Source organism: Nocardioides marmorisolisilvae, assembly GCF_031656915.1.
GTDB classification, from domain to species: domain Bacteria; phylum Actinomycetota; class Actinomycetes; order Propionibacteriales; family Nocardioidaceae; genus Marmoricola; species Marmoricola terrisoli.
This window is the reverse complement of sequence record NZ_CP134227.1, coordinates 2,558,177-2,579,781: the sequence shown is the minus strand read 5'-3', so window position 1 is coordinate 2,579,781 and position 21,605 is coordinate 2,558,177. Positions and strand designations below refer to the sequence as shown.

General features: G+C 69.4%; 18 protein-coding genes and 1 pseudogene. 13 read left to right on the top strand and 6 right to left on the bottom strand.

Annotated features, from left to right (window positions below; all coding sequences use genetic code 11):
* Nucleotides 1-8: 8 nt before the first annotated feature.
* The 6 genes and pseudogenes from folE (at nt 9) to Q9R13_RS12310 (ending at nt 3,704) form a co-directional block, all read left to right on the top strand.
* Nucleotides 9-617, top strand: coding sequence for a GTP cyclohydrolase I FolE (gene folE / locus Q9R13_RS12335; RefSeq protein ID WP_310961478.1), 609 nt, complete (start codon nt 9-11; stop codon nt 615-617).
* A gap of 77 nt (nt 618-694) precedes the next feature.
* Nucleotides 695-1,483: pseudogene (folP, locus tag Q9R13_RS12330) on the top strand (dihydropteroate synthase); the annotation flags it as partial.
* 100 nt (nt 1,484-1,583) lie between these two features.
* On the top strand, nt 1,584-2,000 hold the full coding sequence (folB, locus tag Q9R13_RS12325; RefSeq protein WP_310961477.1) for a dihydroneopterin aldolase: 417 nt from the start codon (nt 1,584-1,586) through the stop codon (nt 1,998-2,000).
* A complete protein-coding gene (gene folK, locus Q9R13_RS12320; protein ID WP_310961476.1) occupies nt 1,997-2,563 on the top strand; it encodes a 2-amino-4-hydroxy-6-hydroxymethyldihydropteridine diphosphokinase in 567 nt (188 codons plus the stop codon). Before folB ends, folK begins: the two co-directional genes overlap by 4 nt.
* Before the next feature lie 10 nt (nt 2,564-2,573).
* A complete protein-coding gene (locus Q9R13_RS12315) occupies nt 2,574-3,080 on the top strand; it encodes a DUF3180 domain-containing protein (protein ID WP_310961475.1) in 507 nt (168 codons plus the stop codon).
* 18 nt (nt 3,081-3,098) lie between these two features.
* Nucleotides 3,099-3,704, top strand: a complete 606-nt coding sequence (locus Q9R13_RS12310; protein WP_310961474.1) for a hypothetical protein — start codon at nt 3,099-3,101, stop codon at nt 3,702-3,704.
* On the opposite strand, the gene Q9R13_RS12305 is transcribed toward Q9R13_RS12310, so the two are convergent.
* On the bottom strand, nt 3,676-4,533 hold the full coding sequence (locus Q9R13_RS12305; protein WP_310961473.1) for a class I SAM-dependent methyltransferase: 858 nt from the start codon (nt 4,531-4,533) through the stop codon (nt 3,676-3,678). The two genes, Q9R13_RS12310 and Q9R13_RS12305, sit on opposite strands and share 29 nt — an antisense overlap.
* 125 nt (nt 4,534-4,658) lie before the next feature.
* Nucleotides 4,659-5,648 (bottom strand): ABC transporter ATP-binding protein, encoded by a 990-nt coding sequence (locus Q9R13_RS12300; RefSeq protein ID WP_310961472.1) that lies wholly within the window; start codon nt 5,646-5,648, stop codon nt 4,659-4,661.
* A 3-nt stretch (nt 5,649-5,651) separates the two neighbouring features.
* Here Q9R13_RS12300 and Q9R13_RS12295 point away from each other — a divergent pair, with 3 nt between their 5' ends.
* The 5 genes from Q9R13_RS12295 (at nt 5,652) to Q9R13_RS12275 (ending at nt 14,227) form a co-directional block, all read left to right on the top strand.
* Nucleotides 5,652-6,359: an ABC transporter permease gene (locus tag Q9R13_RS12295; protein ID WP_310961471.1), complete on the top strand. Its 708-nt coding sequence runs from the start codon at nt 5,652-5,654 to the stop codon at nt 6,357-6,359.
* Nucleotides 6,360-6,363: 4 nt separating this feature from the next.
* A complete protein-coding gene (locus Q9R13_RS12290; protein ID WP_310961470.1) occupies nt 6,364-7,098 on the top strand; it encodes an ABC transporter permease in 735 nt (244 codons plus the stop codon).
* 84 nt (nt 7,099-7,182) lie between these two features.
* On the top strand, nt 7,183-8,112 hold the full coding sequence (locus Q9R13_RS12285) for an ABC transporter substrate-binding protein (RefSeq protein WP_310961469.1): 930 nt from the start codon (nt 7,183-7,185) through the stop codon (nt 8,110-8,112).
* Between the two features lie 77 nt (nt 8,113-8,189).
* Nucleotides 8,190-10,670, top strand: coding sequence for a CDP-glycerol glycerophosphotransferase family protein (locus Q9R13_RS12280; RefSeq protein ID WP_310961468.1), 2,481 nt, complete (start codon nt 8,190-8,192; stop codon nt 10,668-10,670).
* An 11-nt stretch (nt 10,671-10,681) separates the two neighbouring features.
* Nucleotides 10,682-14,227: a bifunctional glycosyltransferase/CDP-glycerol:glycerophosphate glycerophosphotransferase gene (locus Q9R13_RS12275; RefSeq protein ID WP_310961467.1), complete on the top strand. Its 3,546-nt coding sequence runs from the start codon at nt 10,682-10,684 to the stop codon at nt 14,225-14,227.
* Nucleotides 14,228-14,296: 69 nt separating this feature from the next.
* Here the strand turns inward: Q9R13_RS12275 and Q9R13_RS12270 are convergent, their stop codons facing one another.
* The gene (locus tag Q9R13_RS12270) at nt 14,297-15,511 is read right to left on the bottom strand and encodes a calcium-binding protein (protein WP_310961466.1); all 1,215 of its coding nucleotides are present in this window, start codon (nt 15,509-15,511) and stop codon (nt 14,297-14,299) included.
* Between the two features lie 417 nt (nt 15,512-15,928).
* On the opposite strand from Q9R13_RS12270, the gene Q9R13_RS12265 reads away from it, so the two are divergent.
* Both Q9R13_RS12265 and Q9R13_RS12260 read left to right on the top strand, forming a co-directional pair.
* Nucleotides 15,929-17,059 (top strand): hypothetical protein, encoded by a 1,131-nt coding sequence (locus tag Q9R13_RS12265; RefSeq protein WP_310961465.1) that lies wholly within the window; start codon nt 15,929-15,931, stop codon nt 17,057-17,059.
* 32 nt (nt 17,060-17,091) lie between these two features.
* Complete coding sequence (locus Q9R13_RS12260; RefSeq protein WP_310961464.1) at nt 17,092-17,724, top strand: sulfotransferase family 2 domain-containing protein; 633 nt, start codon at nt 17,092-17,094, stop codon at nt 17,722-17,724.
* 2 nt (nt 17,725-17,726) lie between these two features.
* On the opposite strand, the gene Q9R13_RS12255 is transcribed toward Q9R13_RS12260, so the two are convergent.
* The 3 genes from Q9R13_RS12255 to Q9R13_RS12245 form a co-directional block, all read right to left on the bottom strand.
* Entirely contained in the window at nt 17,727-18,896 is a 1,170-nt protein-coding gene (locus Q9R13_RS12255; protein WP_310961463.1) for a phospholipase D-like domain-containing protein, read from the bottom strand.
* Nucleotides 18,897-18,958: 62 nt separating this feature from the next.
* The gene (locus tag Q9R13_RS12250; protein WP_310961462.1) at nt 18,959-20,074 is read right to left on the bottom strand and encodes a hypothetical protein; all 1,116 of its coding nucleotides are present in this window, start codon (nt 20,072-20,074) and stop codon (nt 18,959-18,961) included.
* Between the two features lie 44 nt (nt 20,075-20,118).
* Nucleotides 20,119-21,546, bottom strand: a complete 1,428-nt coding sequence (locus Q9R13_RS12245) for a bifunctional cytidylyltransferase/SDR family oxidoreductase (RefSeq protein WP_310961461.1) — start codon at nt 21,544-21,546, stop codon at nt 20,119-20,121.
* Nucleotides 21,547-21,605: the final 59 nt, after the last annotated feature.

The window sequence follows — 21,605 nt, the reverse complement described above, 5'->3', positions numbered from 1 at the left end:
AGCCGCGGATGAGTCCGGACCCCATTGCGCACGACGGGGGTGCCGTGGCCGACTTCGACCACGGTCGCGCCGAGGCCGCCGTACGAGAGCTGCTGATCGCGATCGGTGAGGACCCCGAGCGCGAGGGTCTGCGCGACACACCTGCCCGCGTTGCGAGAGCGTACGCCGAGCTGACCAGCGGGCTGCGCCAGCAGCCCAGCGACGTGCTCACCACCACCTTCGACCTTGGTCACGACGAGATGGTGCTGGTCCGCGACATCGAGCTGTGGTCGATGTGCGAGCACCACCTGGTGCCGTTCACCGGAGTGGCGCACGTCGGCTACATCCCCAGCACCGACGGCAAGATCACCGGGCTGTCCAAGTTGGCCAGGTTGGTGGACGTCTTCGCCAAGCGCCCCCAGGTGCAGGAGCGGCTGACCACCCAGGTCGCGGAGGCCCTTGTCGACCTCCTCGACCCGCGCGGTGTGATCGTGGTGGTCGACGCCGAGCACCTCTGCATGACCATGCGCGGGGTGCGCAAGGCCGGCGCCCGGACGATCACCTCGGCAGTGCGGGGCGCGATGCGCAACCCGGCGACGCGCGCCGAGGCGATGTCGCTGATCAACGCGGCGAGATGACCGGCGCGGCGCACCGTCCCGGGGTGCTCCCGGCCCGCCACGTCACCGGCCTGCCGCTGCTGCAGCGGCCGCTGGTGATGGGGGTCGTCAACGTCACCCCCGACTCGTTCTCGGATGGTGGCCGCTTCGTCGCTCCGGATCTGGCGATCGAGCACGCCCTCTCGCTGATCCGGGAGGGCGCCGACCTGGTCGACATCGGCGGCGAGTCGACCCGCCCCGGGGCGACCCGGCCGCTGGTGGCCGAGGAGCTCGATCGGGTACTGCCCGTCATCGAGGGGCTGGCCGGCCACGGGGTCCGGATGTCGGTGGACACCATGCGCGCCGAGGTCGCCGAGGCAGCGCTCGCTGCGGGAGCGGTGGTGGTCAACGACGTCTCGGGAGGGCTCGCCGACCCGGACATCCTCCGCGTGGTCGCCGACGCAGGCGCGGTGTACGTCGCGATGCACTGGCGCGGTCACTCGGACGTGATGAACCAGCGTGCGTCGTACGACGAGACGGCGGGCGGGGTGGTGGCCGCGGTGCGCGACGAGCTCTCCGCGCGCGTCGACGCCGCGGTGTCGGCCGGGGTCGCCGTGGACCGGATCGCCGTCGACCCCGGACTCGGGTTCGCCAAGACCGCCGAGCACAACTGGACCCTGCTGCGTCATCTCGACAAGCTCGACCTCGGCCTTCCGGTGCTGGTGGGCTCTTCACGCAAGTCGTTCCTGGGCAGCCTGCTCGCGGGGCCCGACGGCCGCCCCAGACCCGTGCTGGACCGCGAGGACGCCAATGTCGCGCTGACCACCCTGGCTGCGCTGAGCGGGGTCTGGGCCGTCCGCGTGCACGAGGCGCGGGCGAGTGTCGACGCGATCAAGGTGGTCTGTCGATGGCGAGGGCTGGCCCCGCTGGACAGGCCCGACGGGACGGGCGGGGTCGGGGTCACTCCCGCGTCGGGGCCCACATCCGTCACGGGTAGGGTCGAGGGCGATGAATCACCCCACCAAGACCCTTGCTGGCGCTCGCGTCTCCGCGGGGACTCCGATGAGTGACCGGCTGGCGGTGCGTGGGATCGAGGTCCTCGCCCACCACGGCGTGTTCGAGTTCGAGCGGCGTGAGGGACAGATCTTCGTGCTCGACCTCGTCCTGGGAGTGGACACCGCCGCAGCAGCGGCGACCGACGACTTGTCCGAGACCGTGGACTACGGAAGTCTCGTGGCGGATGCGAAGTTGGCAGCAGAGCAGGACCCGGTCGACCTGATCGAGACCCTGGCACAGCGGATCGCCGATGTGTGCCTGGCTCGCGAGAAAGTCGAATGGGTGGAAGTGACCGTGCACAAACCGCACGCGCCGATTGAGGCGACGTTCAGCGACGTCACCCTCACGATCAACCGGAGCAGACAGTGACCGAGTCCCCGAACCCGAACATCATCGACACCGACACCCTCACCGGCGAGATGCACCCGATCCGCCGTGCGGTGCTGTCCATCGGGTCCAACCTCGGTGACCGCCGGGTCAACCTGCAGGGCGCGGTCGACTCCCTCGCCGACACTCCCGAGGTGTGGGTCACCGACATCTCCCCGGTCTACGAGACCGCCCCGGTGGACGCCCCCGAGGGCTCCCGGGACTTCCTCAACGCCGTGGTGCTGCTGGACACCTCGCTGTCGGCGCCGACCCTGCTCGACCGGGCGCTGGCCATCGAGGCCGCCTACGGCCGCGAGCGGACCGAGGAACACGGACCCCGGACCCTCGACGTGGACCTGATCGTGGTCGGCGACCGCCGGGCCGACGACGACCGGCTGGTGTTGCCGCACCCGCGCGCCGGTGAGCGCGCCTTCGTGCTGGCGCCGTGGCACGACGTCGAGCCCGACGCCGAGATCCCCGGGGTCGGTGCCGTCGCCGACCTGCTGGAGAAGGCCGGCACGGCCGGGATCTCCCGGCGCGACGACATCGAGCTCACGCTGCAGTGAGCCACGGGCGATGACGGCCCCGGGCGAGGACCGGCCCCCGGACGACCACAACGGCAACGGCAACGGGCGTGGCACGGTCGGGTTGACCGGGCCCGGTCCGCTGTGCGTCTTCGGCGCGATCGGGCTGGTCGCAGGCTGGGGACTGCGTGCCCTGGCGATCCGGATGGGCAGGGCCGAGCCGGAGGTCACCTGGCTGTCCATCGGCATCGTGTTCTTCATCGCCGCGGTGATCGGCGGTGCGGCGTACCACACCTGGCGGACCCGCCGGGACGGCATCCGGCTGGAGCCGCACCGCGCGGTGAACCGGCTCGTGCTGGGCAAGACCTGCGCGCTGGTGGGTGCGGGCATCGCCGGCGGCTACTTCGGCTTCGCCTTGGCGCACCTCGGCGTCACGGACTCCTCGGGCGCGAACGCCCAGCTGTGGCATTCGGTGGTGGCCGGTTGCGGCGGGATCCTGGTGATGGTCGCGTCGCTGCTCCTCGAGCAGGCGTGTCGTGTGCGCGACCACGAGAAGTAGCGGCCTACGCTGGCGGACATGGCAATCCGGTCAGCCTCTCGTCGTCGGCAGCGAAGTGTCCGCGTCACCGTCTCGGTGACCCTGCTCGGCGTCGCGACCGTGCTGGTGGTGCTCGCCCTGCCCACCCAGTCCGCGCTGATCCTGTCGATCGCCGCCGTGGCCGCGATCGTGCTCGGCTGGGCGGCACTGCGGATGATGTGGACCGAGGTTCTCCAGTCGCGCCGTGAGAACGCGGCAGACCGCGTCGCGGCGGCGACGGCCTACCGGACCCTGTTCTCCCAGCGTGCCGCCGAGCACGCCGAGTTCACCACCGCGATGACCGAGCGACTCGCCGAGTCGCAGATGACGATGCGCGAGCTGCAGGGGCTGCTCGTCGCCGAGCAACGCCGGGCGGCGTCCGCCGAGAGCGGGCTGTCCCAGTCCAACCAGCGTCTCGAGGAGACCCAGACGAAGGTCGCGGCCCTGGAGGCCGAGATCGCCCGCCGGGAGGCCGAGGAGGCCGACGCCCTCGCGATCTGGGAGGGCGAGGGCGGCGAGGCGTCCGTGGCCGACCTGGTCGCGTTCGACGAGTCGGTGACTCGCAAGACCGCGCGGACTACCGCCGAGAAGATCCAGTCAGCCTGAGCCGCAGCCGCCCCAGGGCGGAGGTCGGGGTCGCGGCCTGCGGCGCCCGACCGCGGCGCTGGCCTGCCGGCCGACGCGGCCGGAGCACGCAGCGTACGACGCGCCGCCCGGCGATCTCCTCGATGCGGACCGTCGTTCGCGGACGCTTCGAGAGCCAGGCGATCAGGTCGTCCTGGACCTCGGTGGGGTCCGACCAGGTGGCGTACATCTTCGACTTGCTCACGCAGATCGGGCGCATCCCCTTGTTGAGCACGCCCTCCCACACCGCGGCGGCGACACCCGGCGTATGGGCGGAGCGGTAGTCATCCAGCACCACGACGCCGTCCGGCTGGAGCAGGGTGCGGGCGATGTCGATGTCGACGGCGACGTGGGCGTAGAGGTGCGAGGCGTCGATGTGCAGGAAGCGGACGCTGCCCGGGGTGACCAGATCGGCCACGTCGCTGGACGGCCCGGCGTGGACCGTCGGAAGCTCGGCATGGAACTTCAGGTAGTTGCTCTCGAAGGCCTGTTGGGTGAGGTTCTTGTAGGACCGCTGGTTCTCCTGGCTGTTGGCGTCGTCGCCGGCCGAGCGCTCGAAGAGGTCGACCACCGTCAGTGTCTCGCCCTCGCCGAGGTACGCGCCGATGAGGATCGCGCTCTTGCCCTCGAAGGCACCCACCTCGACCAGCTCGCCGTGCTGGCCGCGAGCCTGCTGGCGCTCGAGGAACCACTCGAACAGTCGGCGGTCCGCGAGCCGGAACCAGCCCTTGACCTGCCGCAGTGCCGGCCCGTGCGGATCGAGCAGGGTTGGTTCGATGTCGGTGGTGTCGGCACTGATGGGGTCAGGCACGCCAGTGGTCCTCTCGTCCTCTCCGAGCCCCGAGTGGCACGGAGTCCGTCGATGCTGTCACATCGCGGACCTTGGTCGCCCCAGGCACAGCCCGTCGGCCCGCGCCCGAGCGGGCCCGCGGTGGTTCAGACCTGGTCGTTGACCGAGGCGCGCAGCATCGCGTGCACGCCGTTCGGGGTGAGAACGCCGAGGATGCGGGCCCGGTCGGTGACCCCGACCGTGGGCTTGTCCTCCCGCATCATCATCGACATCGCGTCTCCGAGCGAGGAGGAGACGTCGATGGTGCCGCCCAGGTCCGCGGCGGTGATCCCGTCCAGCGTCTCGAGGTGGGCAGGATCGATGGGGGTCACGGCCATCCGCCGCAGGCCGCGGCTCTCGCCGACGAACTCGGCGACGAAGTCGTCGGCGGGTGCGCCGAGCACCTCCGCCGGGGTGGCGTACTGGGCCAGCCGGCCGCCGGCGGCGAACACCGCGACCAGGTCGCCCAGCCGGACCGCCTCCTCGATGTCGTGGGTGACGAACATGACCGTCTTGCCCAGCTCGCGCTGCAGCCGGAGGAACTCGTCTTGAAGCCGCAGTCGCACGATCGGGTCGACGGCGCCGAACGGCTCGTCCATCAGCAGCACCGGAGGGTTCGCCGCCAGAGCCCGGGCAACCCCGACCCGCTGCCGCTGGCCGCCGGAGAGCTGGTCGGGGTACTTGTCGCCGAACTCGGCGACCGGCAGGCCGACCAGCTCCATCAGCTCCGACGCCCGCTCGCGTGCGACCCGGTCGGGCTCGCCGAGGAGCTTGGGCACGGTCATCACGTTGGGCAGCACCTTCTGGTGCGGGAACAGCCCTACCTGCTGGATCACGTAGCCGATCCCGCGACGCAGCTGCACCGGGTCGATGTGGGTGACGTCCTCGCCGTCGAGGAAGATCCGCCCGCTGGTCGGCTCGATCAGCCGGTTGACCATCCGCAACGTGGTCGACTTGCCGCATCCCGAGGGACCGACCAGGCAGACGATCGCGCCCCGAGGCACGTCGAGGTCGAGCTCCCCGACGGCGACGGTGCCGTCCGGATAAGTCTTGCCCACGCCTTCGAGCCGAATCATCGGCTCTTCGGTAGCGTCCATGTCGTGACCCTACTGGTGCCCGAGGCGGTGACGGCTGCGCAATCGTGCTACACCCGCGCGGTCAACGACTGGTGGTGCCCGGCGTACCTCTCCGACTACCGGCACGAGCTGTGGTCGGCCACTCTCCAGCACCTGTGGATCACGCTGGTCTCGGTGGCGGTGGGGTTCCTCGTCGCGGTGCCGCTGGCCCTGCTCGCCCGGCGCTACCACCGGCTGGAGTCATCGATCCTGGCGGTCACCACCGGCATCTACACCATCCCTTCCCTGGCGCTGTTCCCCCTGATCGTGCCGCTCACGGGGCTGTCCCCGACGACGGTGGTCGTCGGGCTGGCGCTCTACTCGCTCACGATCCTGGTGCGCAACACCCTCGAAGGACTGCGCGCGGTGCCCACGGACGTGCGCGAGTCGGCGGTGGGGCTCGGCTTCTCGCCGATCCGGCTGCTGTTCCGCGTCGAGTTCCCCCTGGCGCTGCCGGTGGTGATCGCCGGCCTGCGGATCGCGACGGTCTCCACGGTCGCCCTGACCACGGTCGGCGCGATCGTCGCGTACGGCGGCCTGGGCAACCTGCTCTTCGACGGGGTCTCCACGAACTTCAAGGCCGAGATCCTGGCGGCCTCGGTGATCTGCGTGCTGCTCGCCTTCGCGCTCGACGGGGCGCTGGTCCTGACCCAGCGGCTGCTGACCCCGTGGACCAGGCTGAAGGCAGGGTGACGATGTGCTGACCGACGCCTGGCACTACCTGGCCGATGCGGCCAACTGGCACGGATCGCAGGGCATCACCGCGCTGCTCGGCCAGCAGCTGCTGCTCACCTTCACCGCCCTGGCGCTCGCCGTGCTCGTCGGCCTGCCGATCGCGCTGTGGCTCGGCCACCTGGGCAGGGGCGGCATGCTGGCCGTCAACGTCTCCAACATCGGCCGCGCCGTGCCGACCTTCGCTGTGCTGGTGCTGCTCAGCGTGGGGCCGGCCGGGACGGGCGTGCTCGGCCCCTACGGCAGGGCCGGGCTCGCGACGCTGATCGCGTTGGTGCTGTTCGCGCTGCCACCGATCATCACCAACGCCTACGTGGCGATGCGCGAGGTGCCGGCCGACGTCCTCGACGCCGCGAGCGGCATGGGGATGACCGGCCCACAGAGGTTTCGACGCGTCGAGCTGCCGCTGGCGGCTCCGCTGATCGTCGCCGGAGTCCGGTTGGCGCTGGTGCAGGTGTGGGCGACCGCCACGATCGCCGCGCTGGTCGCCGGTCCGGGGCTGGGCCGGATCATCACCGACGGCTTCTACCACTCCAACTACGGCGAGGGCTTCGCCGGCGCGATCGTGGTGGCTGCGGTCGCGCTGCTGCTCGAGCTGATCGCCGCACTGGCGCAGCGCGCGGTCGACCCGGCTCGACGTACCGCAGCGGCCGGCCCGGTGCCAGGGCCGGCGCCCCTTGAAGCTGTCGGCGACAGGTGACAAGGTTGGCGAAGCTTCGGCGGCGACGCCGGACGACCTGACACGCGCGGCCCCGCCGGTCGCGGGACACAGAAGGTGGTTTCCATGCTCGCTCGCCGAATCCTCGTCAGTGCCGCCATGGTGGGTGGCCTCGCCCTGGTCGCCGCCTGTGGCGGACCCTCGTCGTCGTCCTCGGGCGACAAGGGCAGCCTGACCATCTCGGGCCAGAACTTCCCCGAGGCCACGTTGATGGCCGACATGTACCAGCAGCTGCTCGAGCACGACGGCTACCACGTGACCGTGAAGCTGGTCGGCACCCGCGACGTCTACATGGCCAAGGGCCAGTTCCCGGGCACGGTCCAGATCGTGCCTGAGTACCTCGGCGGCATCGCCGACTACCTGAACACCCAGGCGAAGGGCTCCAACGCCAAGCCGGTGTCCTCGCCCGACGTGCAGACCACCCTCAAGGCCGCGCAGGGGCTGGCGAAGCCCAAGGGCATCGTCCTGCTCAAGCCGTCCAACGCCACCGACGCCAACGCGTTCTTCACCACCAAGAAGTACGCCGCCGCCCACCACCTGACCAACCTCTCCTCGCTACACGGCACTGCGGTGACCCTGGCAGCAGCTCCGGACTGCAAGGGCCGCACGGACTGTGCCGGCGGCCTGGAGAACGTCTACGGCATCAAGATCAAGAAGGTGCTGCCGCTGGGCTACGCCAGCGACCAGACCTACCAGTCGGTGATCAAGGGCGAGTCGCAGCTCGGCGAGACCAGCACCACCGACGGGTCGCTCTCGTCCCAGGGCCTGCAGTTGCTTCCTGACGACAAGCACGTCCAGCCGGCGCAGAACCTGATCCCGGCGGTCAGCGCGAAGTTCCTGGCCGCGCACCCCGACGTGCGCAACACCCTCGACGGGCTGATGGCCGTGCTCACCACCAACGACCTGGTGCGGATGAACGGCGAGATCGGCAACCAGCGCAAGAAGCCGGCCGACGTGGCCAAGGCCTACCTCGACCAGAAGGGGCTGCTCGGCTGACGGAGCACTCCTCGACGATCGGCGCCCGGGCGCGGCAGCGGCTCCGACGGCAGTGGGAGGCGAGGCCAGCCGGGCTCGTGACGCACGTCGTCACCGTCGGGCCGGGCCAGGAGCCCTTCCTCGACGACGCCTTGGTGTCGGTACGCCGGCAGACCTACCCCGCGAGCCGGGTGAGTGTGGCGCGATGGGGCGAGGGGACCGACGTACCCGACCTCGCGACCGCCCGCAACGACGCCCTCCGGCAGGCCGGCGGCCGGTACGCCCGGCTCCTCGAGGCGTCGGACACCCTGCCCTGGCACTCGACGGCGCTGCTGGTCCGGGCGCTGCGCGGCACCGGCTGGGCGAGTGCCGCCGGACGGTCGGTCCGCGGCAGCGGCTGGCGAGATGCTGCCTTCAGCCGCGCTGCGGGCGTCGAGCCCGGAGCCGGCGACCGACTGCTCGACCTGTCCCGCTGGCGGGCCAGCGGGGTCGGCTTCGACCCGGGTCACGGGCGGTTCGGCGACGCCGCGCTCGCCGCGCTCGATGCCGCCGGTGGCTGCGGGCTGATCGACGCGGTGACCCACGAGGACCGTGACCGTGCCCTCGGGCTGCCCTTCGGGCACCTGCGGCGCTGGTCGCTCGAAGCGGACGCCTGGCTGGCCGCCGTCGAGTCCGCGGCCACGCGAGCCTCGTCCGGATGGACCGCGGCGGTCCTCGACCACCGGCTGCCGGCGCTGCTCCAAGACGTCGAGCGGCTCGATGACGACCAGTGGACCCAGCTGCAGCAGCTCGCCGCGACACTGCTCGCCCGGCTGGGAGAGGAAGCCGCAGAGCCCGAGGAGCTGGTGCGCGCCGAGTCGCGGATCTTTGCCTGGCTGGTTGCGGTCGGCGCCCGCGACCGGGTCACCGCGCTGGTGCTCCGACGCTGGCGGGCACCCGACGACATCGCCACCGACGTCCGCGACGGTCAGGTCCTCGCCGACCTCGGGGTCGAGGGGGTGCCGGACGCCGCACGCCGCCTGGGTCGCGCCGAGACGCCGCTTGCGCTGCTCCCGGTACGCCGGACGCCCGATCGGCTCGAGCTCGTCGGCTTCATCCGCGGTGTGTCGACCGACGAGCCACCCCGGGTGCGGGCGTCGTACGCCGGCCGCGAGGTGCCCGTTGCGTCCACCAGCACCCCGACCGCCACGAAGATCGCAGCCGAGGCCGAGCACGACCACGACCACGCCTGGCTGAGCCTCGACCTGACCGGCCTCCCCGCGACCGGGGAGCTCACCGTCGAGCTCACCGTCCGCGGCGTCACCCGCAGCGGCACGGTGGCGGATCCGGCGACGCTGGAGCCGGCGGTGCGCGACGACCCCCGCGGCGACGACGAGATCGGCCCGCGGGCCCAGCTGCTCCTGCAGCGCTGGTACGCCGACGAGCGGGCACCCGGCCCGATCGAGCCGGACCTCGCCTACTTCCAGGCGTACGCCGGCCAACGCCCCACCGACAGCCCGCTGGCGATCCACGACGCGCTGCGCCGTACCCACCCGGAGATCCGGACCCGGTGGCTGGTGGAGCGTCTCGACGTTCCGCTGCCCGAGGGGGCCGAGCCGGTGCTGCTGCGCAGCCGGGAGTGGTACCGCACCCTGGCCACGGCCCGCTGGCTGGTGACCAACATCGAGATGGAGCGCTGGTTCCGCCGTCGTCCGGGCCAGGACCTGCTGCAGACCTTCCACGGCAACCCGGGCAAGACGATGGGGTTCTCCGCCTGGCGGGCCGCCGGGCTGACCCAGGGGCGGATCGAGCAGACCCTCGACCACGGGGCGCGCAACTGGACGCTGCTGGCCAGTCCCAGCCCGGAGATGACGGTGCACTACCGCGAGCAGTTCGACTACCGGGGCGCGGTCGTCGACCACGGCTACCCGCGCGACGACGTCCTGGTCGGGCCGCGGGCGGCGGAGATCCGGGAGCGCACCCGAGCGGCGCTCGGCGTCGGTCCGGACCAGGTGGCGGTGCTCTACGCCCCGACGTGGCGCGACGAGCTCGCCGTCAACTACCGACGGGCCCGTCTGCACCGTGGCTTCGACGTGGCCGAGGCCGCGACGGCGCTGGGCGCCGGCCACGTGCTGATGCAGCGCGGCCACCGCTTCCACCGTGACGTCAGCGGGGACGTCACCACAGCGGTCAACCGGGATCCGGCCGCCGGCCGGGTGCTGGACGTGACCGCGTACCCGGAGGTCAATGATCTGCTGCTGGCCGCCGACGTCGCTGTGCTCGACTACTCCTCGCTCCGGTTCGACTTCGCGCTGACGGGTCGTCCGATGGTGTTCTGCGTGCCCGACCTCGCCGACTACGCCGACCGCCGCGGCTTCCTCTACGACTACCGCGAGTCTGCGCCGGGTCCGCTGCTGGCGACGACCGACGAGGTGGTCACCGCGCTGGGCGACCTGCCCGGCCTCGAACGCGCGTACGCCGACGAGCGCGCGGCCTTCCACGAGCGGTTCAACCGCTTCCAGGACGGGCATGCGGCCGAGCGTGCGGTGGCGGCGTTCTTCGGTCCTTCGCCCACGGGAGGGACACCGGCCGCCGTGTAGCATGCTGCGCGATGATCACACTGAACCGCCTGCGGCGCCGTGCGTCCGGAGCGGCTCGCCGGATCGCCACCAGAGGGGCCCGAAGTCGGCTCGGGCAGCGACTCCGACCGCCGTCGATCAGCGTGATCGTTCCGTTCTACAACGTCGAGAAGTACCTCGCCGCCTGCCTGGACAGCATCCTCGAGCAGACCACCGGCGACTATGAGGTCATCCTTGTCGACGACGGCTCACCTGACGGCTCGCGGGCGATCGCGGAGAGCTACGTCGCCCGGGATCCGCGCTTCCGGCTGGTCATCCGTGAGAACGGTGGCCTGGGTGCCGCTCGCAACACCGGGATCCAGCACGCCAGGGGCAGGTTCCTCACCTTCGTCGACTCCGACGACCTGTTGCCGCCGAATGCGCTGGCGGCGCTGCGAGCCAGCGCCCGGCGTACCGGCTCGGACATCGTCGTCGGTGCGGTGGAGCGGTTCGACAGCTTCCGGCAGTGGAGCCCGAACTGGGTGCCCGAGCTGCACACGGTGCGCCGTGACCGGATTCGGATCGAGAGCTTCCTGCCGCTGCTGCGCAACCTCTACACCTGGAACAAGCTCTATCGCCGCGACTTCTGGGAGAGCCAGGGGCTGTGGTTCCGCGAGGGCGTCTCCTACGAGGACCAGCCGATCGTCACGCAGTTGCTCCTGCGGGCCCGTGGCATCGACGTCATCCCGGACGTCGTCTACCACTACCGGATGCGCGACGACCAGTCCTCGATCAGCCAGCAGACCGCCACCGTCAAGGACCTGCGTGACCGGGTGTCGGCCTGGCGGGCCACCGAGGAGGCCCTGACCGACGCGCCCGAGAACGTCCACCGGGCTTGGCTGCAGACCCTCTTCGACGCCCACTTCCTCTGGTACCTCACCAGCGCCGGCACCGAGGACGATGACTATTGGGAGCTGATCCGCTCGGTCGTCGTCGACCTGACCGCTCATGCACCGCAGTCGGTCTGGGACGCCGCGCCGCCGGCGAGCCGGGTGCTGCTGGAGCTGGCCAGGCAGGGACGGCGTGCCGACGTGCAGGCCTTCGTGGACGCAGGAGGCGCCCGCGACCAGCGCGGGGCCGAGTCCGAGCCGCAGGCCGACGGCGTACTCCTCAAGCTGCCGGGGTACGGCGATGCCGACCTGGATCCGTCGCTGTTCCTGCTCCGGCCGGACCAGCTGCGGGTCGCTCACCTGGTGTCCAGCGCCTCCTGGGCCGGTGACGAGCTCACCCTGCGGGGGCGCGCCCACCTGCGCAACGTGGATCTGCGCGGCCGCGCGTCGCACGTCGATCTGGTCGTGCGCGACGCCCGCACCGGCGCCGAGCAGGTGTACGCCGCGCGTGACGGGGTCGATCTCGACTGCCCGATGCCGTTCGAGGACGACTGGTGTGACTACCGCCCGGCGACCTTCGAGGTGACCGCGCCCTTCGGTGCCGCTTCGGCTGCCCTCAACGACCGTAGCGGCCGGTGGGAGCTGCTCCTGCGAGTGAGCGCAGCGGGGTTCCGCGTGGACCAGCCGGTGACTCGGCTGATGCGCGCCGGCGCCGCCGGCGGCCTCGAGGCGACCTGGCTGGAGGACGGCAGCCGGCTGTTCCTGACCTGGCGTCACCCGGAGCCCGCGCACGTGGTCCGCGAGCCAGCAGCGCTGCGCGCCACGGAGCTCCGGATCGACGGCCGACGCGTCTCCGGGTCGTTGGTCGGGCCCCTCGCCGTCGGTCTCCGGGCCCTGGACCTGGTGTGGGGACGAACGGTCGTCGGCGTCCGGTTGGACCGTGCAGGCGCGGCGCTCCGCTTCGAGGTCACCGTGCCCCCGGCCAGCGGACGCAGGACGGCAACCTGGGAGCTGCGGGCACAGGCGGCCACCGGGCCGGTGCCGGTGGAGCTGTCCGACCTGGCCGGGGTCGCCGCGCCGCCGGCCGCTGCGCTCCAGCTGACCCGCAACGCTGCTGGCCACGCCCGCGTCGTCGACCGGGCCCCGGGCGCCGAGGGACTGGAGGTCCGGGTCACCGAGGACGGCGGCTTGCGGATCGTCGGGCAGGTGTTCGGCGAGGGCATCCACGCGGTGCAACTGGGGACCAGATGGGTGCGCAGCACCAGCACGGGACCGCGTGCGCACGTCGTGGACGGTCGCTTCCTGGCCGAGCTCGACCTGCGGCACGACGTCCATCGGTTCGGTCGCCTGCCGCTCGGCATCGGTGAGCACCTGGTCGATGTACGCCTGGTCGGCGAAGGGGACGAGCCGCTGGCGACCGTCCCCTTGACGATCTCGCCGGAGCTGAACAGCCAGTTGCCGGTTCCGGTCGCCACGAAGGTGCACCAGGGCCGCGTCGTCCGCGGCGCCAACGGGGCGCTGCAGGTGACCCTCGGTCGGCCGGTGGGCGCGGAGATGACCCGGGCGGCGCAGTACGACCGCCAGCGGGCGCTGATGGCGACGCGCGGCCGGGCCAGCACCCGAGGGCTGTTGCTGCGGGCGTACTTCGGCGAGCGGGCCACCGACAACGGCGTCGCGATCCAGGCCGAGCTGCGTCGCCGAGGCTCGGATCTGCCGGTCTTCTGGGCGGTCCAGGACCATGGTGTGCCGGTGCCGGAGGGCGGCATCCCGGTGGTGGTCAACAGTGCGCAGTGGTTCGACCTGCTCGGGTCGGTGACCTACTACGTCGACAACATGTACCAGCCCGAGTACCACCTCAAGCCCGAGGGCCAGGTGCTGGTGCAGACCTTCCATGGCTATCCGTTCAAGCTGATGGGACACCCGCATTGGCGCCAGCAGGGCTTCCCGCGGGCGAAGATCGCGGCGTACGAGTGGCGCACGGCAGAGTGGGACTACCTGGTCTCCCCGGCGACGTACGCGACGCCGTTGCTGACCCGCGACTTCGGGTACGACGGCGCGGTGCTCGAGATCGGCTATCCGCGCAACGACGTGCTGCAATCACCCGAGGCCGGCCCGCTGCGCGAGGTGGTGCGCGAGTCGCTGGGCATCCGTCCCGACCAGACCGCGATCCTCTACGCACCGACGTTCCGCGACTACCTGGCGCAGAACGACAACCGGGCGCTGATGTCGGACTTCCTCGACTTCGAGGCGATCGGTCGTGCGTTCGGCGACGACGTCGTCGTGCTGATGCGGGGGCATGCGTTCCATGCGCGCACCAAGCACCGGATCGGCCACGGCGCCAGCCTGATCAACGTGACGGACTACCCCGAGGTCAACGACCTCTACCTCGCCGCCGACGTCGGCATCGTCGACTACTCCTCGCTGCGCTTCGACTTCGGCGTCACCGGCAAGCCGATGATCTTCCTGGTCCCCGACCTCGAGCGGTACGTCGAGACCCGCGGCTGGCTCTTCGACTTCGGCCCGACCGCTCCCGGCCCGCAGGTGCGCACCACCGACGAGGTGATCGAGCAGCTGCGTGATCTTCCCGCGCTGGTGGCCAAGTACGCGGACGAGTACGACGCGTTCCGCTCGTCGTACCTCAGCCTCGAGGACGGCCATGCGGCCGCGCGTTTCGTCGACGCCGTGATGGTGCCGCGCGGCGACGCCTGAGCCTGCGGTCAGCCCGGCCACAGGAACGCGTCAACTGGCGCCCTGTCGCCGACTTGAGATCTCCGCAGCTCAGCAGCTGTGTCGATGCTCGGCCCGGCACACATCGTGGCCGGGTCCGCCGTACGAAGTGTCTGACCCAGGCCCACCATAGAGGTGGTCACCGCCCCGGTTGCCGTGGATGACGTCGTTGCCGGCCCGGCCACGGATCACGTCGTTGCCGCCCTGGCCGTAGATGTCGTCCCGTTGTGGCGACCCGACGATGTGGTCACCGTGCGGTGTGCCCTTGAACGTCTCGACCGACCGCATGTTGATGAAGCCTCGCTTCCAGGTGCCGTGGCCGGAGGCGAGACTGACTCGGGCCGCGGAGGCGATGCCTCTCAGGTTCACGCTGTCATGGCCATGTCCGCCGCGGACCAGTTCATAGTCAGCGGGGGTGAACTCGCGGTCCCCACCCTCGCTGACCCCGTTGTAGCCGTGAAAACCATCGTCGCCGGCTCCCAGGCGCACCTGGAACGGCTCTCCGCAGCCGCAGTCGCTATCCCAGAACGCCTTCACCCGGTCGTCGCCGGGTCCGGTCCGGACATTGCCACCGTTCGAAACGAAGACACGGTCGTCGCCCTGTCCGGTGCGCACCGTTCCCGTGGACAGGTCGACGGTGTCGTTGCCGCCGCCCATGTCGACCCGATCAGCGCCTCCCTCACCGGTGCCGGAGTAGTAGGCCTCCGAGGCATCACTGCCGATGAAGGTGTCCGAATAGGCCGTGCCGGCGTACTTCTCAACGCCGGTCCAGGTCGTACGCCCGCCGATCGGATCTGTCTCGACCTTGGCTCGCGCATCGAACCGGACGCCGCCCCCCTGTGCCTGATCCGTGGTGGGGTCGGTGATGGCCAAGGTGTCTCGGCCCGAGTTGCCGGCAACGACGCTGCCCGCGACCCCGAAGCTCACTACGATGAAGTCGGCACCCGATCCACCGGAGAGCGTGCCGACCCCGAAAAGAGTGTCGCCTCCCGCCCCGCCCGAGATCTGGCTGGAGGGATTGGTGCCCCTGATCTGGACGCCTATATCGTTGCGCACCGTTTCAAGGTGGTTGAAGTCGTCGTTGCCACTACCCCCTTCGAGGACGTCAGCGCCGCCATCCCCGACGGGCAGGGGCGCCTGGCCTTGACCGACTCCAGAGAACACGTCGTCGCCAGGCCCACCGACCAGTCGGTCGTCGCCACCCGAGCCGTATAGGTGGTCGTTGCCGGAACCGCCATACGCGATGACGCCGGCACCGGACGTCATCGCGGGGAGTGAGCCCGGGAGACCCTGTTCGTCGGGCACAGCGCAGATGAGGTCTGCGCCGCCCTCGCCATAGATGGTTACGTTCCGGTGGCCCAAGGCCGAAATGACGTCTGCGTGGTAGCTGCCATGGATCACCTGGCCATCACCGGTCGCGGTGATTGTCACGCGATACCCGTCGCAGGTCATCGGACTGGCCGCCGATGCTGGCACGACTGCAAATGTCGCGACGATGAGACCACCGAGAACACCGACTGCGCCACGTCCGTACACACCGTCCCCCTTTGCGGATCGCCCACTTGGCGAACACGCCATGGATCAGGGTACGGCTCGCCGCCACCATCAGGTTCAGACTCGCGCATCTCGTGCGCGATAGCGCGGTGATACCTTGGCGACCGCTCCGCAGCCAGGGAGGTGACCATGTCCGCTGTCGATCCGGTGCCCTCCGGTGGCCGTCTGATTCACCTCGGCCCACCCAAGACCGGTACGACCGTGGTCCAGGGAGCTTTGGCGGCATCGCGCGACTCCTTGGCCCAACATGGCGTCGGCGTCCTGCCGCAGGAGGGGACGAGGGCGTGGGAGGCCACCCTCTCGCTGATCGGCAAGAAGCTGCCCGGCGGCGCGTTTGCTCCCGACATCGCACTGTGGGAGGACTTTGTGCGATCCGCGGATGCCTTGAGCGCCGACAAGTTGGTGGTCAGTGACGAGGCCTTCGCCAAGGCAACCGGCGACGCGGTCACCCGTCTGATCTGCGACCTCGGCGGCCCGCAGGGCTACTTCGTGTATGTCGTTCGTCGTATTGACAAGCTCATGTTGTCAGCGTGGCAGGAGACCTTGAAGGGGGGGCTCCAGCGTCGATCCTTGGGCGAGTGGCTCCCGATCGTGCTCGGCGACGACCGGTCGAAGACCGCGTGGCGAAACTTCTGGCAGTCGCAGGACCTCGATGAGTTCACCGGACGCTTTCTCGAGCATGTTCCTCCGGACCGATTGATCCTCGTCGTTGCCGACGAAGGCAACTCCAACCAGCTCCTGCCCACCTTCGAACGCCTCCTCGGCGTTCCGGGGGGGACCCTGCAGCTACCGAAGGGCAAGCGGACTAACCGCTCCTTGACGCTCAACGAGGCCGAGCTGGTCCGGCAGGTCTTTGCTCGTGGGCGCGACGCCGACTGGTCCAAGGATGACAAGTGGTTCCTGGTCAGAGAGGGCCTGGTGATGAATCACTTGGGTAGGTCCGAGCGCCGCGCGGAAGACGTGTCCCTGCGTATCCCGAACCAGCACCGGGATCCGATCAAGCAGTTGACCGCCGATCGGATTGCGAAGCTCGGCGCACTGCAGCGCGACGGCGCGCAGATCGTCGGAGAGCCGTCGTGGTTGGAGGTACCGGACGACGGCTTCGCAGACCTACCCACGCCCGAGGAACTGACCCTGCCCGTTGCCGCCGTTGCTGACCTGGTTGCGGCAACCGTCGAGGCGGCGCGCCGGCGTCCGAAGGTCGAGCGCAAGGACAGGGACAGCTTCCAGCGTCAATCAGAGCGTGTTCGGGGCTCGTAGGGGAGGTGATCGACGCCAGTTATCATCCCGCCATGCGCGTCTCAGACTCCCACCAAGTCTTGTTCGTCCACGTGCCGAAGACTGCCGGTTCGTCGATCGACGTCATCTTCGACAAGGAAGTTGCCGACGCCCGCAAGGCGGCGGGCGCGCGCCACGCAACATACGAGCGACTGCTGCGCAGGGAGGAGCAGTTCACGGATTACTGGTCGTTCGGGTTCGTCCGCAATCCGTGGGCTCGGATGGTTTCGTGGTGGTCGATGATCGCCATGGTCTTCGAGCGAGCCGACGCTGGGCACCAACCCGCGATCGACAGGATCGCGAAGGATCCCACTGCGTGGCTCCCTGAAGGGGAGTTTCGGCACGACTTCGACCGTTTCGTCCTCGAGGGGACGGAGAAGATTTCGAAGGTCGGACGTCCGCAGATCAAGACGTTGAGCGCGGGCGCGCGCCTGGTGGACTTCATCGGCCGCACCGAGAACTTCGAGAAGGACATCAACATCGTCCGCGAGCGACTCGGCCTGCACCCAGTTCAGAAGGTCCCCAAGCGCAACAGGAGCCCGCACGCTCACTACACCGAGTACTACAACGACGTCACCCGCCGGAAGGTAGCCGAGGTGTACGCCGCGGACATCGAGGCGTTCGGCTACACCTTCGAGGAAGGCTGACCTCAGGTCGCCGGCTGGGTCTGGCTCTGGCTCCACAGGTAGCTGAATTGGGCTTCATATGCCGCCAGCCCGGTTGAGTCTTGGACCAGCACGTTGCTGTTGTCCCCGCTCCAGATCCCGGTCCCCATGTTCGCCGAGCCCGTCCACACGTAGTTGTGCCAACCGGTCCCTTCCGGACCGACGAGTGCTGTGGTCTTGGCGTGCACAAGCACGTACTTGCTGTGATGCAGGGGACTCGCGGCATAGAACCGCACCGTTGCCCCCGCATTCCTGAGGTCCTGAATGACGGTGGGGTCCGGCCTATCCGACGAGATGTCCTCAAGGATCACCCTGAGATCGCAGGTGCCCGGCACCCCATCGAAGGCATTGAGAAGGCGGTTGCTGGAGCTGGTGAGCCGTCCCAGGGTGAACTGGTTGGCAAGCAGCCACACCGTGTTGGCTCCGCTGTCGCACTCCGTAATGGCGTTGAGGATGTCCGCGACGGTGTCATCGCTGGTCAGCTGCGGGTAAACATATGCGCGAATCTTGCCGCTGATGCCCGGCTTCGTGCGGTCAGCCGACGTGGTCCAGCCATCCCAATTGTCGTCCACCATGCGGTCGAAGTAGTGGTCGTAGAAGCTCAACAGTTCGTTGTGCAGGATGACCATGTTGGCGTACTTCGTGTACATGCCGTCGGCGAGATTGATCGAGGAGATGACTGTCGTGTTCTGACCGCCGATGGTGAATAAGAACAGCTTGTTGTGCTGGTCTCCACTGTTTGCGAGGCAAGTGCTCGGGCTGCACACCGTTACGTCATTCGGAAAGTCGGTCTCCAGATTGCCGATATCTTTGCTCGTGTTCCCGTCATCGAGAAGAATCTGTATGCTCGCGCCCCGCGCAGCAGCGGCCTTCAGAGCGTCAGTGAATTGATCGATGACTGAGTCATCGGTTGACCAGCGATACATGGCGATGCGGACCGTGTCGCCTTCCCCTGCGGAATCCGCCAGATCCTTCAGCCGGGCTACGAGCACTTGCTGCTGGGTCGTAGTTCCCTGCGGATCGTTCAGACAGACCTCATGGTCGGTGTAGTTCAGCTGGGTGCACGTTCCCAGATAGCTGACCGCCTGCGCCTGAGGTGGCGAGGCAGCGAGTAGTCCGATCAGAGGGAGTGCGGCGATGATGGACGCGGCCAAGCGCTTAGGTATCCCCATAGGGGGGAAGGTATTCGATGCTGTCGTAGAGCGCAGGACTTTGGTCAGTCCTTCCTTCGCCGGGTCTGCAGCATCAGGCCGTTGGCCAACCGGCTGGCGAGTTCGGTCGAGACCATCGTGGGTCCGGCGGCCTCGTTGGCATCGGCCGGCACCTGGCGGAGCAGATCGATGTCGCCCACCAACTGGGCGCCGCTGGCGACGATGTTGTCGACAATGCTGTTCGACAGCGCGGCGACCCGCTCGGCAGCTGTCGCGGGGAGCGTGATCCGATGCTCGTCAGGCTCCGGCGTACGACGCTTGACGTGCCGCCAGGCAGCGAGCCTCTCGTCCACGTTGAGCGGGAGCTTCGGCCGTCCGTTCTCGGCCCGGCGCGCGTTGATCTCGGCGAACTCGATGTTGAACGCCCGGATCGCCTCGGCCTCCTCCCACGTCAGCGATCGGTTGGTGACCTCGGACACTGGGGTGAGCAGGTCCTCGGGTAGGTCGAGCAGCCGGGCGAACTCGCGAATGATCTGACCCTTGTCGCGGCTGTCCAGGACGATCACGGTCACGTTCTCCGGCCCGACGATGGCCGCCCAGCGACGTACCAGCTCGTCGTGCTGGTGACGACGCCAGAACAGCCCGACGGTCGTCGGCTGCTCGGCGTGGTCGAGCACCGCCTCGGTCCATTCGTCCAGCGCCATGGTGGTGCTGGACTGGACGAACTGCTGCCACTGGGAGGGGAAGATGCTCGCCAGCGGTCGCAGGGTGATGACGACGCGGGTGTCCGCGGGCCCGCCGAGGTCGGCGACGATCTGCCGGGCGACGTCGTCGTCGGCTTCGCAGAGGAACTCGCTGGAGATCACGATGTCGCGCGCGCCACTGTGCCGGGCCTTGTCGGCGAGCTCGGCCCATTCGCGCTTGCCGTCCTCGCGGGTCTGGCCCGAGCTGCCTACCCCGGTCATCGCCTTGACGGCCTGGGTCGGCTGCAGACGCGGGCCGACGTAGTGGATGCCGCGCTCGGCGATCGCGTCCCTGTTGTGGTGGAAGGCGGACTGCACCGTCGTGGTGCCGGTCTTGTGCGGCCCGATGTGGATCACTCGACGGGTCGGCGCCACCGGCCCTGCGACCGCGTCCGACTCGGCGGTGGAGCGATCCCTGCGCCCCGAGAACAACTTCATGACGCCCTGTCTCCTCGGCTGGGTCGGCTCATCGTAGTGTCTGCTCACAGGTCCTGTTCGAGGGCGGCGGCAAGCGGATCGGCCTTCCGTACGTCGACGATGTGACCGGTCTGTCGCGACAGCAGTACGTCGAGGGAGGTGCGCGCCACGACCTCGGACTCCAGCAGCGACCCCGGAGGCTCGTCGCCGAAGGCCTTGGTGCGCATCGGGGTGGCGGTGCGCTCGGGGTTGACGCAGTTGACCCGGATCCCGGTGTCGGACCACTCGTCCGCCAGCGCCTGGGTGAGGTTCACTACTGCCGCCTTCGCCGAGGAGTAGAGGCTGTAGCCGGCCCGTCCCCGGGTGTAGGAGCTCGAGGTGAACAGCAGCAGCGACCCCTTGCTCTCCTGCAGATGTGGGTGGAACTCCTGGGCGATGAAGAGCGGAGCGAGGTAGTTGATCTCGGTGGCGGAGTAGACCGTCTCCTCGGTGGTCTCCAGCAGGTTGCCCCGTGGCAGGACGCCGGCGGTGTTGACCACGTAGTCCACCCGGCCCGCGGACTCGAGCACTTCACGGGCCGCAGCGGCGATGTCACTGCGCCGCTCCACGTGGGTGTTGGTCGACGACCGGCTGAAGCTGAACACCGTGGCGCCGTAGCCCGAGGCCAGCTCGGCGATGTCGTTGCCGATGCCATAGCTGCCGCCGAAGACCACCATGACCTTGCCGGCGAGCGCCTCGGCGTACTCCTCAGGGCTGCGGCTCGCGGGGGCATCGCTGCCGGTGAGCTGGAAGAGCTTGTCGGCGATGTAGACGTCGATCGGCTCGGTGACCTTCATGTTGCGCTCGTCGCCGGCGACGACCGTGATCGGCGCGTCCGGAAGGTAACGGAGCACCACGGTGCAGTCGTCGGTCGCGACGAAGTTCGGGTCCTTGACCGCAAGGTCGTAGGCCTTGCGCAGCACCGACAGCCGGAACGCCTGCGGGGTCTGGCCCCGGCGCAGAGCTGCACGCGGCGGGATCTCACGGATCGTGTCGTCCGGGTTGACCTCGATGATCGTGTCGGCCGACGGGATCGCGACGTCGACCGCCGGGTAGCGCTCGAGAGCCTCGAAGCACTCGGTGATGATCCGCGCCGAGATGAGCGGCCGCACCGCGTCGTGCAGCAACAGGTGGCACTCGTCGTCGGCGACTGCCTCGATGGCGCGCAGGGTGGTGTCGTTGCGGGTCTCCCCGCCCTCGAGGATGTCGGTGACCTTGTCGAAGCCACCCTGCTTGACGATCGAGCGGACCGCGTCGAGGTGGCCGGGCGCCATCATGATCAGCACGTCGTCGACCATGGGGTGGTCGTGCAGCGCGAGCAAGGTGTGCTCAAGGAGCGTCTTGCCCGCGACTTTGATCAGCTGCTTGGGGATGTCGAGCCCGACACGGGCGCCGACGCCGCCGGCGAGGAGGACGGCGACCTTGCGGCTGGTCGGGGCCTTGCTCGATGCCATGGCACGTACTCTCTCATTGCTGGGGCCGGCCCCAGATAGGGGACGCGGGCCGGGTGACG

What these genes read in the sequence shown, in the direction of transcription:
- folE (WP_310961478.1), top strand. Translation starts at nt 9, where the DNA reads ATGAGTCCGGACCCCATTGCGCACGACGGGGGTGCCGTGGCCGACTTC.
- folB (WP_310961477.1), top strand. Translation starts at nt 1,584, where the DNA reads ATGAATCACCCCACCAAGACCCTTGCTGGCGCTCGCGTCTCCGCGGGG.
- Q9R13_RS12315 (WP_310961475.1), top strand. Translation starts at nt 2,574, where the DNA reads ATGACGGCCCCGGGCGAGGACCGGCCCCCGGACGACCACAACGGCAAC.
- Q9R13_RS12310 (WP_310961474.1), top strand. Translation starts at nt 3,099, where the DNA reads ATGGCAATCCGGTCAGCCTCTCGTCGTCGGCAGCGAAGTGTCCGCGTC.
- Q9R13_RS12300 (WP_310961472.1), bottom strand. Translation starts at nt 5,648, where the DNA reads ATGGACGCTACCGAAGAGCCGATGATTCGGCTCGAAGGCGTGGGCAAG.
- Q9R13_RS12285 (WP_310961469.1), top strand. Translation starts at nt 7,183, where the DNA reads ATGCTCGCTCGCCGAATCCTCGTCAGTGCCGCCATGGTGGGTGGCCTC.
- Q9R13_RS12275 (WP_310961467.1), top strand. Translation starts at nt 10,682, where the DNA reads ATGATCACACTGAACCGCCTGCGGCGCCGTGCGTCCGGAGCGGCTCGC.
- Q9R13_RS12270 (WP_310961466.1), bottom strand. Translation starts at nt 15,511, where the DNA reads ATGACGTCCGGTGCCGGCGTCATCGCGTATGGCGGTTCCGGCAACGAC.
- Q9R13_RS12265 (WP_310961465.1), top strand. Translation starts at nt 15,929, where the DNA reads ATGTCCGCTGTCGATCCGGTGCCCTCCGGTGGCCGTCTGATTCACCTC.
- Q9R13_RS12260 (WP_310961464.1), top strand. Translation starts at nt 17,092, where the DNA reads ATGCGCGTCTCAGACTCCCACCAAGTCTTGTTCGTCCACGTGCCGAAG.
- Q9R13_RS12250 (WP_310961462.1), bottom strand. Translation starts at nt 20,074, where the DNA reads ATGAAGTTGTTCTCGGGGCGCAGGGATCGCTCCACCGCCGAGTCGGAC.
- Q9R13_RS12245 (WP_310961461.1), bottom strand. Translation starts at nt 21,546, where the DNA reads ATGGCATCGAGCAAGGCCCCGACCAGCCGCAAGGTCGCCGTCCTCCTC.